The organism is Polaromonas sp. (genome assembly GCF_018780625.1).
Classification (GTDB): domain Bacteria; phylum Pseudomonadota; class Gammaproteobacteria; order Burkholderiales; family Burkholderiaceae_C; genus Polaromonas.
In genome coordinates, this window is record NZ_JADMJK010000166.1 from 18,115 (window position 1) to 29,035 (window position 10,921).

Annotated in this window: 9 protein-coding genes; 2 read left to right on the top strand and 7 right to left on the bottom strand. The window is 64.9% G+C overall.

Annotation, left to right across the window (positions count from 1 at the left end; all coding sequences use genetic code 11):
* The 4 genes from IV091_RS13380 to IV091_RS13395 form a co-directional block, all read right to left on the bottom strand.
* On the bottom strand, positions 1-2,192 hold a 2,192-nt coding region (locus tag IV091_RS13380; protein WP_293469524.1), incomplete at its 3' end, for a Lon protease family protein.
* A gap of 233 nt (positions 2,193-2,425) precedes the next feature.
* Positions 2,426-2,962: a flavin reductase family protein gene (locus IV091_RS13385; RefSeq protein ID WP_293469526.1), complete on the bottom strand. Its 537-nt coding sequence runs from the start codon at positions 2,960-2,962 to the stop codon at positions 2,426-2,428.
* Between the two features lie 33 nt (positions 2,963-2,995).
* Complete coding sequence (locus IV091_RS13390; protein WP_293469528.1) at positions 2,996-4,351, bottom strand: FAD-binding oxidoreductase; 1,356 nt, start codon at positions 4,349-4,351, stop codon at positions 2,996-2,998.
* Positions 4,341-5,543 (bottom strand): cyclopropane-fatty-acyl-phospholipid synthase family protein, encoded by a 1,203-nt coding sequence (locus tag IV091_RS13395; RefSeq protein WP_293469530.1) that lies wholly within the window; start codon positions 5,541-5,543, stop codon positions 4,341-4,343. Before IV091_RS13395 ends, IV091_RS13390 begins: the two co-directional genes overlap by 11 nt.
* Before the next feature lie 282 nt (positions 5,544-5,825).
* Here IV091_RS13395 and thpR point away from each other — a divergent pair, with 282 nt between their 5' ends.
* Positions 5,826-6,383, top strand: a complete 558-nt coding sequence (thpR, locus tag IV091_RS13400; RefSeq protein WP_293469532.1) for an RNA 2',3'-cyclic phosphodiesterase — start codon at positions 5,826-5,828, stop codon at positions 6,381-6,383.
* A gap of 23 nt (positions 6,384-6,406) precedes the next feature.
* Here the strand turns inward: thpR and IV091_RS13405 are convergent, their stop codons facing one another.
* From IV091_RS13405 to IV091_RS13415, 3 genes are all read right to left on the bottom strand, one after another.
* Positions 6,407-7,261, bottom strand: a complete 855-nt coding sequence (locus IV091_RS13405) for a hypothetical protein (protein ID WP_293469534.1) — start codon at positions 7,259-7,261, stop codon at positions 6,407-6,409.
* Between the two features lie 83 nt (positions 7,262-7,344).
* The gene (locus IV091_RS13410) at positions 7,345-7,848 is read right to left on the bottom strand and encodes an Hsp20/alpha crystallin family protein (protein ID WP_293469536.1); all 504 of its coding nucleotides are present in this window, start codon (positions 7,846-7,848) and stop codon (positions 7,345-7,347) included.
* A 164-nt stretch (positions 7,849-8,012) separates the two neighbouring features.
* A complete protein-coding gene (locus IV091_RS13415; protein ID WP_293469538.1) occupies positions 8,013-8,933 on the bottom strand; it encodes a LysR family transcriptional regulator in 921 nt (306 codons plus the stop codon).
* A 117-nt stretch (positions 8,934-9,050) separates the two neighbouring features.
* Between IV091_RS13415 and IV091_RS13420 the strand changes: the two genes are divergently transcribed.
* The coding region (locus tag IV091_RS13420; RefSeq protein WP_293469540.1) for a 3-hydroxyacyl-CoA dehydrogenase NAD-binding domain-containing protein at positions 9,051-10,921 on the top strand (1,871 nt) is incomplete at its 3' end.

The following is a 10,921-nucleotide window of genomic DNA, read 5'->3' on the forward strand; positions in this document are numbered from 1 at the left end:
TTGACATTGGAGGCAGGAATCAACACGCCCTGCTCCCCGCTCAGTCCGCGCGCCAGGCAGATGTCGAAGAAACCCTCGATTTTTTCATTGACGGCCCCAATCGCCTGCACCTGGCCCAGCTGATTCACCGAGCCAGTGACCGCCAGCGACTGCTTGACAGGCACATCCGACAAGTTCGACAGCAGGGCGCACAACTCCGCCAGCGAAGCGCTGTCGCCCTCGACCTGGCCATAGGACTGCTCGAACACCAGGCTGGCGGAAAGCGCCAGCGGCTGGTTTCTCGCATAGCGTGCGGCCAGAAAAGAGGACAGGATCAGCACGCCCTTGGAGTGAATGGCGCCGGAGAGCTTCACCTCGCGCTCGATGTTGAGCATTTCCCCGTCGCCCAGCCGGCTGGTGGCCGTGATCCGGGTCGGCTGGGCGAAGGCGAAACTGCCCAGTTCGATCACGGAAAGACCGTTGACCTGCCCCGCCACCGCCCCTTGTGTGTCGATCAGCAAGGTGCCGCGCAAAATGGCTTCGTGCAACTGGCCTTTCAAGCGGTCCTGCCGGTGAACCTGGGTGTCGATCGCCTGCTGCACATGGCGGGCAGCCACCACTGCATAGCCGGTTTCGCGCGCCCAGTAGTCGGCCTCCTGGAGCAGGTCGGACACGCTGGCCATGTGCGTGGACAGTCTTTGCGCATCGCCGACCAGCCGCGCGCTGTGGTCGATCACCCTGGCCACCGCACTGCGGTCGAAGGGCAGCAAATTTTCCTTGCGGGTCAGCGTTCCAATCAGGCGGGCATAGAGCAGATGCGTGTCGGCATTGCGTTCAATGCGATCCTCGAAATCCGCCGCCACCTTGAACAGCTCGCCAAAATCCGGGTCGTACTGCTGCAGCAGGTAATAGACCAGACGGTCGCCGAACAGAATGACCTTGGCGCGCAGGGGAATCGGTTCCGGCTCCAGCGACACGGTGCTCACCAGGCTGTACATCTGGCCCGGCGACTCGATGCGAATCTCGCGCGACTGCAAAGCGCGCTTCAGGCCGTCCCAGGCAAAGGGCTGCACCAGTACCTTGCGCACATCCAGCAGCAGGTAGCCACCGTTGGCCCGGTGCAGTGCGCCCGGCTTGATCAGGGTGAAGTCCGTGACCAGCGCGCCCAGCTGGGCAATGTGCTCGACCCGCCCGATCAGGTTGCTGTAGGTGGGGTTGTCCTCGCTGACGATGGGCGCGCCGACCTGCTTGCCGTTGGTCACCAGCACGTTCACCTGGTAGCGGTGAAAGGTCTCGCGGGTGACGATCGTCAGGCCGGAGAGGCTGGTGGACTCCTCCTGCTTGAGAAAGTCGTCCGCATGTTCGACCATGTCCTGCTGCACGATGTCGAGGTATTTCCGGATCGCAGGCAGGTCGGAAAACCGTGTGCGCATCTCGTCCATCACGCTCCTGACCGACGACAGCGTGGTGTCCCGGTTGAGCTGCTTGACCCGTTCGCTGCGCTCTTTCCACCACTGCGGCAAATGGCCCAGGATTTTCTCCAGCCGTTCCTGCAAACCGGCAATGGCGTTGGCTATCTTTGCTTTTTCCTCCTCCGGCAACTTGGCGAATTCGTCCGGTGGAATCACTTCCTGATTGCGGGTCGGGGCAAAGGCGAAGCCGCTCGGCGTGCGCAGCAGGACGACTCCCTGCTTCCCGGCGTCAGCGCCCAAGGCCTTGAACGCGTCTTCCTGCCGCTTGCTGAACTCGTCCTGGATGGCACCTGCCTTGGCGCGGTATTCATCGCTCTCGAACAGCGCCGGGATGGCGGTACGCAAATAGTCGACCAGTTGCGCCATGTGGTGGCACAGTTCTGCCCCCTTGCCCGACGGCAGCCTGATCGCCTGGGGTTTATGGGGCTGGGTGAAGTTGTTGAGGTAGCACCAGTCGGCCGGCTCGGGCTCGGCCTCCACTTTTTTTGAGAGGAACTGCTGGACCAGGCTGCGTTTGCCCATGCCGGAGGGGCCCAGCACATAAATGTTGTACCCGTCATGGCCGATGCCAGTACCAAAACGCACGGCGTCCATGGCACGTCCCTGGCCAATCAGCTCGGTCAGGCTGTCGAGCTCAGCCGTGGTCTGGAATCCGAATTGTTCAGGGTCACACGCATGGTGAAGCTGCTGCGGCGCAAGTGGAATTGAAGGAGCAAGCGAAAGCGGTTCGGGCACTGTCATGTTGCAAGGCTGCTGTGCCCCTGTGTTGAGGTTGCCACGGGTCTGCTCCGAAGGTCGCTGGCAGGCGGGCGGCCTTCTGACGCAAGTTCCCGAAATGGACCGGAGGCATCCAGCGGACTGCAGCCGGTGAACACTTCAACTCTAAGACGCAGGCGTCCTGGCCGCTTGATATTTCTCAAGCCCCGCGCCGTGCCAGGGGGCCGGCGTCAGGCCGATGGGACTGCAAAAGCGGCTTATTTCATTTTTGAAGGCAACCGGATCGTCTCGCCGGCAACCATGAACACGCCCTTGCCCTGGTGGTGCAGGGTCTGCGGCTGCTGTTGCGCCGGGTCCACCCACGCCTTGAGCACCTCGAGAATGAAGAAGTTGTATGGGGCCACCAGCTGGTCATCAGCCAGCCGGCATTCAAGATTCGCGTAGCACTCGCCGATGAGGGGCGCCTTGACGCACTGCGCGGCCACGGGTGTCAGGCCGAGGGCCTCGAACTTGTCCACCGTGCGGCCCGAGTGGTTCCCGCAGGCCACCATTTTTTCCGCCAATTCGGCCGTCGGGATGTTGATCACACACTCTTTGGTCGCCGTCAGGATGCCAAAGGTGTAGTTCCGGTTGCTGATCACGCAGCCCACCAGCGGCGGCTCGAATTCGAGCATGGTGTGCCACGACAGGGTCATGACGTTGGCCCGCTCCTTGCCAGCGGTGGTGACCATCACCACCGGCCCGGGCTCCAGCAGGCCATAGACCCTGGACAGGGGAAAGCTTTTCTTCGTCATCGCGCGACACCTCTTTTCAACGGCTTCCCCGGATCAGGCGCGCAAAACACATTTTTCATACAGCCCGAGCATTCGCCCGGCCGGGTCATACTTGGCTTTCAGCGCCTGGTAACGCGCCATGGCATAGGTCTGCGCAAACGCATCCGGGGTAAAAAAGCTGTCCGAATAAAGCGACTTGATGCCGCCCAGGCGCATCACTTCGCGCTCGACCAGCCGGTTGAAATGACCCGGTTCATGCGCAACGGCAGTCTCCACCACATCCCAGAAGCCGAAGTTGACATACAGGCTGCCGGGCGCCAGCGGATACAGCGTGAACTCCGCGCCCGGCGCAGGCCCGCGCACCGGGCAAATCCAGATCGGCAGGATGCCAATTTCGCGCATCAAAAACTCCAGAAAGGCGGGCGCGCTGGCGATCGGGATGTCCACGTCCTGGATCACCGATTCGGTAAAGCGGCCGCGCAAGCGGGCCAGGCGGCGCGTCAGGCCCCAGCGGGCGTTCCAGCGCATGACACGGGTGTAGGTGCGGGAATTGAGCCTGTCTTTTCCCAGCAGTCGGCGCACCAGCGGATGCTGCGCATACAGGTTTTTGGAGCACCAGAACCAGTCGGTGTCCCAGCGCCAGATATAGTCGTGCACCGTCAGGTAGTCCACCGGCTTGTCCAGCAGGGAACGGTAGTAAATATGCTTGAAGCTGTAGTCGCTGAGCCAGGGGGCGGCATCCACGAAACTGGCCCGGTTGATGACCTGCTGCTGCGGCCCGAACACCACGCCATCGACAAAGTCGGCGCTGCCCTGGCTTTGCGTGACCAGATCGCCAAAAAATCGGCCGGACAATTCGTGCCGCACATGCTCCACCCGCACGTAGGGTTTGACCGGCAAGGTGCGCAGGCGCAGGCGCAGCGCGTAGCCCAGCGTGCCGTAGGAGTTGGGAAACCCGAAAAACAGGTCGCGGTGCGCGTTGTCGGGCGTGCAGTGCAACACCTCGCCATCCGGCAGCAGCACGTCGAGTTCCAGCAGGGTGTCATGCACCAGGCCGTGGCGAAACGACGTGGCCTCGATGCCGACGCCCGCCGCCGCACCGCCCACGGTGATGGTTTTGAGTTGCGGCACCACCGCCGGCATGACGCCGCGCGGCAGCGTTTGCGCAACGAGTTGCTCATAGGTGGTCAGGCCTTCCACATCGACCCATCCGGCGGCGGTGTCAATGTCCAGCACATGGCAAAAGCCGCTCAGGTCCAGCCGGTGTTTGGCGCCCTCGTGGCGGTCGCGAAACAGGTTGGAACTGCGCTTGCCCAGACCAAGCGGCGCCGCGCTGCCGGCCGCGCCGGCATGCAGGGCGGCGGCCAGTTCGGCCCGTCGCCTGGCATGGGCAAAGCCATCAGGCGTCATACAGGTGCGCCCGGCTCATGGGGTAGCTGGTGCGGGTTACGTTGCCCTTGCCAAAGACAATCTGGAACAAATGCGTGTAGCCCGCCGGCGAGCGAAACATCTCGGCGCAGCCCACCAGGTAAGTGCGCCAGACCCGGTGAAAGCGCTCGTCAAAGCGCTGCGGGTTGAGGGCCTGGATGGCGCTCCATTGCAGCTCAAACCGCCGCGCCCACTCGTCCAGCGTCAGGGCGTAATGGCGGCGCAGGTTCTCGATGTCGAGCACCTCCAGCCCGCAGCGTTCCATCTCGACGATGACGTCGGACAAGCCGGGAATCCAGCCGCCGGGAAAGACATGCTTGCGGATGAACAGGTCAGTCTCGCGCGGACCGATGTGGCCAATGAAATGCAGCATGCCCAGCCCGCCGGGCTTGAGCAGGTCGGCATGCGCCTGGACCACTGCGGCCAACTGGTCACGTCCCGCATGTTCCAGAACGCCAATCGACACCACCTTGTCGTAGGGGCCATCGGCCACGCGGAAATCTGCCTCGCGCACGCTGAGCTTGCCGTCCAGTCCCCGACGCGCGACTTCCGCGCGCAACCAGTCCACCTGCTCGGTGGTGGTGTTGATGCCGGTGCCGATCGCGCCCAGCGTTTCCCAGGCACGGAACATGAAACCGCCAAAGCCGCAGCCGACGTCCACAAAGCGCTCGCCGCGCCCAAGCTGTATTTTTCGGCAGACGTGGTCGATCTTGCGCTGCTGCGCCTGCTCCAGCGTCTGCGTGCCTTCGGGCCAGTAGCCGCAGGTGTACATCATCAGCGGATCGTCGAGCCACAGGCGGTAAAACGCGTCCCCCAGGCCGTAGTGCGCGCGGGCGTTGGCTTTGGCTTGTGCCAGGCTTTGATTGGAGTAGCGCAGTTCATGGAAACCGTTCTCAACGCTGGTCAGGGCCTTGCCGTGCGTATCGAGGCCGCTGAGCATGCCGGCGGCCAGTGCCGCGCCAAAATCGCCCTCGACGTCAACGCTCTGGTCAAAGTACGACTCCAGCAGCCCCATCTGCCCGCGCGTGAAGGACTGCAACAGCGCGGCGTCAGAACGGAACAGGACGGTAAATGCCGGATCGCCCGGGCCGGCACGGTAGTCGCTGCCGTCGGGCAGCCCGATGGCAAACGGCACGCCGGTGCGTGCCTGCAGTGCGTCGACTATGTTTTGCATGGGTAACAGCATGCGGCGTCCTTCTTGGGGGTGCATGCGCTTCGTGCCTGCCCATCTGGTGCACACCTGGGGCGCTGCGGTTCCGTGCCACGATTGAACCTGTTCACGCGCGTCCTGGCTTGCGAAAGATCAACCCACGCAGGGTTGGACCCGGGGAAGCCGGCGTCAGCAGGGCGTGCGGGCGTTCATGCCGCGAAAGTCATGCAGCTCATCTTGAGAAAAGTCAAGTCGCCAGACAGCCCCCATCAGGTCCAATGGGCTGACTGAAATACAGGAATTTTCATGGCTATGGTGCCACCAGCGAACCAGACCGAACCAGGCCTGGACGACCGCGCCGAGACCGCTCGCCTGTTCATCGCGCTGTGGCCGGAGCCTGATCTGGCCGGCGCGCTGCACGCGCAATGCGGCGTCTGCGCCACCGACCCGGGCGCCCGTGTGGTGGCGCCGCAAAGGGTGCACCTGACGCTGCATTTTTTGGGCTCTGTGCCGCGCCAGACACGGCCCGCGCTGGCGTGCGCGCTGCGCGTGCCGTTTCAACCGTTTGAACTGCGCTTCAGCCACTGCGAGCAATGGCCGCATGGTCTGCGCGTGGCGGTGCCCGACACGGCTGTGCCGCCACTGATCCGCTTGCACGCAGCGCTGGGCCAGGCGCTGCAAGGCCTGGGCCTGCCGGTGGAGGAGCGCCCGTTTCGGCCGCACCTCACGCTGGCGCGACGCGCCACGGCGCCCCTGCCGTCGACCAAGGGGCCACCTCTGCACTGGCCCGTCAGCGGCTATGTGCTGGTGGAATCGCAGGCGGCGCGGGGCGGCGCGTACCAGGTCGTGCGGGCCTACAGCTGAAAACTGAAACCCTGGCGGCCCGGTCAAAGCCCCAGGGCATAGCGGTGCGCGCCCCGGTGCAAGCCGGGAAGCTTGCGCACCGCATCCAGCATGACGCGCGCCGAAAAGGCGGTGGGGTCAAAGCGCGCTTCAAGCAGCAAGCTCTGGTGCGGACCATGAGCGGCATGGCCGCGGCGGTCCAGCACCACGCCCAGCCCGTCGTCATCTTCCATTTCTGAAAGATCCGCCACCTGGAACACCTGCGTGGCTTCACCAGCAAACAGCGGGTCGGCCGCGATGGCCGCCTGCACCTGCGCCAGTTCGGCGCCATGCTCAAGCTCCACATACACGTAATGCGATGCGCCGTTGTCGCTGCGGTACTTCCCGGTCAGCGCCCCCTTGACGCCCCGAATCCCCGCCACGGCCGCGCTGTGATGCAGGTGCAGTCCGGGGTGGCGATGAAACACGGTGTGTCCACGGGGTATCAGCATCTCGAAGGCATTGCGCAGCAGCGGCAAAACGCCCGGGTCCCAGCCAGCACCGACCACCGCCGCCACGCGGTGGTGGTCGGCCGCTTCGCCCAGCGCGGCGTGGTGGGCCTGCAGCGCCTGGCCCTCGAAACATGCGCATTCCACGACGGGAATGCGGCCCTGCAGGAGTTCGCGGGCCACGCCCAACACGGCGTAGGCGGGCACGCACACCAGTGCGGCACGAACGCCCTCCAGTTCCCGTACATGCGAAGCGACGGAAAAACGCCGCAGGCGGCCGGGCAAGGCAGCGGGCGCCCCGGGCTGGCGCACCACACCGGCCAGGGCCAGTTCGCTATCGTCAAGCAGGGCATCGGCGCACGCCAGCCCCAAGCGCCCCAGACCGATCACCGCCACCTGTAGTTTTGTCATCACCGCTCCAATTTTGAATTCTGAAAACGCTGAATCCGGTTCAGGGTTTCAAGGCTGGCGCCTGCGCGGGTACAGGGCGCGGCTCAGGACACCGCAATGGCTTTGGCATCGCCGCTGCCCTCCTTGGGCAGGCGCACCGTGAGCACGCCGTTTTTGCAGCGCGCCACGGCCTTGTCGATATTGACCTTGCACGGCAAGGCAATGTCACGCTGGAATGCCCCATAGGCGCGCTCCCTGACATGGCAAGCGCTGTCATGCGTTTCGCATTCAAAAAGCTTTTCGCCGCGCAACTGCAGCACGTTGCCCTGCAGGGTGATGCTGCAGTCATCCTTGTTCATGCCCGGCACGTCGATGCGCACGACGATAGCCGTTGGCGTTTCTTCCACTTCCCCGGCCAGCAGGCTCCAGCGCGGCAAAGTGGCCAGCGCACTGACGTCACCCTGGCCTTCTTCCTTGCGGCGGGAAAAACTCGCAAGGGATTCGCTGCGCCGGCCGAGCCATTCGCACCAGCCTTCAGACAGGTTTTTCCAGGCCAGACGGATCTCATGGCCCATATTCCTTCCGGTCTGCGTCAAGGAGTTCAGCATGGTCGGCTTTCTGAAAATATGTGGTTCTGCTACGCGCCGCAGTGGTTTCAGCACAAACCCAATGTAGGACGCCAGGAAAAAAGGCGGCTTGCGATTTCTCAAGCACGACCGCTGGCCGGCGCAGGTCATTTCAGACTGGGCACACGGAATGCCAGGCCCGTCTGCTACAGGACCGTCGGGGCGCCCTCATGGTCATGTTGGTCGGTGCGTGCCTTGTCCAGCAAAAACTCAATGCAGGTGCGCACGGCCCGTGTCTGGTGCCGGTTGGGCATGTACAGCAGATACATGCGGGTGCCAAAAATGCTCAGGCGGTAGTCGTCCAGGGTGGTCAGAACCTCGCCGGATTCAATCGCGTCCATCACCACATAGTCGGGCACCAGGCCCAGTCCCAGGCCCGCCAGAATCCCCTGGCGCAGGAACGGGAAGTGCTCGGAAATCAGCGTGGGCTCCAGCGTGACCTCGTGGCGTTCGTCGCCCCGGTAGGCGCGCAGGCGCAGCTGCTGGCCGACCACGCCCGAGGTGATCAGCGGCGTGGTGCGCAGCTGGTCGAGCGCGGTGGGCAGGCCGTGCTGCTGCGCAAACGCGCGCGAGGCGCAGGCCAGGTAACGCACGCTGCCCAGCTCACGCGCAATCAGGGCGGGCGGCGGCTCGGGCATCACGCGGATGGAAATGTCCACCTCGTCCCGCAGGTTGTCGGCCCGGTTTTCAAACAACACGTCCAGCACGATGCCGGGGTACTGGCGCTTGAACTCGATCAGCCAGTCGGACATCACCATCTGCCCATAGCCGCTGGGCACGCTCAAGCCCACGCGGCCCTGCAGGCCCTGGCCCAGCGTGGTGATGGTTTCGCGGGCGGCCTGCATTTCATTCTGGATGCTGCGGCCATGCGCGTACAGGCGCAGGCCGACCTCGGTGGGCTCGACGCGGCGCGTGGTGCGGCGCACCAGCTGCACGCCCACGGACTTTTCGAGCTGCTTGAGGTGGTAGCTGACGTTGGCGCGCGTCATCTTGAGCTTGCGTGCGGCCTGGCTCAGGTTGCCGGCGTCGATGATGTCGACCAACAGGGTTAGCGAGGCGAGATCCATGGATTTTGTATAAAAATATTTGACAGTCTGTCAATTGTTTATGCAATTGTCAAGATAGTTTTACACAGTGACAATGCGTTGAATAAATTTCCATCCAACGAAACTGGAGACACGCGCATGCACACTGAAGCCACCACGTCCGTCGTCAACACCTCACGCCTGGGCAGCGTGCTGCTGGTGAGCATTGACCACCCCCCTGTCAACGCGCTCAGCGTCGACGTGCGCCGTGGCCTGCTGGCGGCAGTGCAAGAGGCCGATGCCGATGCCGGCGTGGCCGCGGTGCTGATCGTGGGCGCGGGCCGGGCCTTCATCGCCGGGGCCGACATCCGTGAATTCGGCAAACCGCCCATGGCGCCCTCGCTGCCCGAGCTGTGCAGCCGCATCGAAGCCTGCAGCAAGCCCGTGGTGGTGGCGATCCACGGCCCGGCGCTGGGCGGCGGGCTGGAAGTGGCCCTGTCGGCCCACTACCGCCTGGCCATGCCGGATGCCAGGCTGGGCCTGCCCGAAGTGCTGCTGGGCTTGCTGCCCGGCGCCGGCGGCACCCAGCGCGCACCGCGCCTGATGGGTGTCAAGCCTGCGCTGGAAATGATGCTCAGCGGCCGCCACTTGGGCGCCGGGGAAGCCCTGGCCCTCGGGCTGATCGACCGGCTGGGCGAAGGCACCGACGTGCTGGCGGCAGGCCTGGCCTATGCCAACGCGCTGGTCGCGAGCGGCGCCGGTGTGCGCCCCACCCGTGCGGCAGACGCGGCCCTGGCAGACAAGGCCGCCAGCCAGGCCGCGCTGGAGGCGCTGAAGGCCGACACGGCCAAAAAGACGCCCGGCCTGTTCTCGCCGCTCAAGATCATCGAAGCCGTGCAGGGCGCCCTGGACCTGCCTTTTGACGAGGCCGTGGCGCTGGAGCGCCAGCTGTTCCTGCAGTGCCTGGACAGCCCGCAGCGTGCCGGCCTGGTCCATGCCTTCTTTGCCGAACGCGAAGTGGCCAAGTCGCCCGAGACGCGCAACGCCAAGCCGCGCGCCATAGACAGCGTGGGCGTGATCGGCGGCGGCACCATGGGCGCCGGCATTGCCGTGGCCGTGCTCAATGCAGGCCTGCCCGTGACCATGGTCGAGCGCGACGACGCCTCCATTGCCCGTGGCCGTGCCAACGTCGAGAAGGTGTACGACGGTCTTGTGGCCAAGGGCCGCATGACGCCCGACGCCAAGGCCGCCGTGATGGCCCGCTTCAGCGGCAGCACCTCGTATGACGCGCTGGCCCAGGCCGACCTGGTGATCGAGGCCGTATTCGAGGAAATGGGCGTCAAGAAGGCGGTGTTCGCCGAGCTGGACCGGGTGTGCAAGCCCGGCGCCGTGCTGGCCACCAACACCTCCTACCTGGACATCGATGAAATTGCGGCCAGCGTGTCGCGCCCGCAAGATGTGGTGGGCCTGCACTTCTTTTCGCCGGCCAACATCATGAAGCTGCTGGAGATCGTGGTGCCCGCCCAGGTCAGCGCCGATGTCGTGGCGACCGCGTTTGACCTGGCCAAAAAGCTCAAGAAAGTGCCCGTGCGCGCCGGCGTGTGCGACGGCTTCATCGGCAACCGCATGCTGGCCGTGTACCGCGCCACCGCCGACCACCTGCTGGAAGACGGCGCCTCGCCCTACCAGGTCGACGCCGCCGCGCGCGAATTCGGCTACCCCATGGGCCCGTTCCAGGTGGCGGACCTGGCCGGTGGCGACATCGGCTGGGCCACGCGCAAGCGCAAGGCCGCCACGCGCAACCCCGAGGCGCGCTACGTGCAGATTGCCGACCGCCTCTGCGAGCGCGGCTGGTTCGGCCAGAAGACCGGCCGGGGCTATTACCTGTACCCCGAAGGAGCGCGCGCCGGCACGCCGGACGACGAGGTGCTGGCCATCATCGACGCCGAGCGCCAGCGCGCCGGCACCACGCCGCGCCCCTTCAGCAACGAGGAGATCATGCGCCGCTACCTGGCCGCCATGGTCAACGA

What these genes read in the sequence shown, in the direction of transcription:
- IV091_RS13390 (WP_293469528.1), bottom strand. Translation starts at nt 4,351, where the DNA reads ATGACGCCTGATGGCTTTGCCCATGCCAGGCGACGGGCCGAACTGGCC.
- IV091_RS13410 (WP_293469536.1), bottom strand. Translation starts at nt 7,848, where the DNA reads ATGCTGAACTCCTTGACGCAGACCGGAAGGAATATGGGCCATGAGATC.
- IV091_RS13405 (WP_293469534.1), bottom strand. Translation starts at nt 7,261, where the DNA reads ATGACAAAACTACAGGTGGCGGTGATCGGTCTGGGGCGCTTGGGGCTG.
- IV091_RS13415 (WP_293469538.1), bottom strand. Translation starts at nt 8,933, where the DNA reads ATGGATCTCGCCTCGCTAACCCTGTTGGTCGACATCATCGACGCCGGC.
- IV091_RS13395 (WP_293469530.1), bottom strand. Translation starts at nt 5,543, where the DNA reads ATGCAAAACATAGTCGACGCACTGCAGGCACGCACCGGCGTGCCGTTT.
- IV091_RS13385 (WP_293469526.1), bottom strand. Translation starts at nt 2,962, where the DNA reads ATGACGAAGAAAAGCTTTCCCCTGTCCAGGGTCTATGGCCTGCTGGAG.
- thpR (WP_293469532.1), top strand. Translation starts at nt 5,826, where the DNA reads ATGGCTATGGTGCCACCAGCGAACCAGACCGAACCAGGCCTGGACGAC.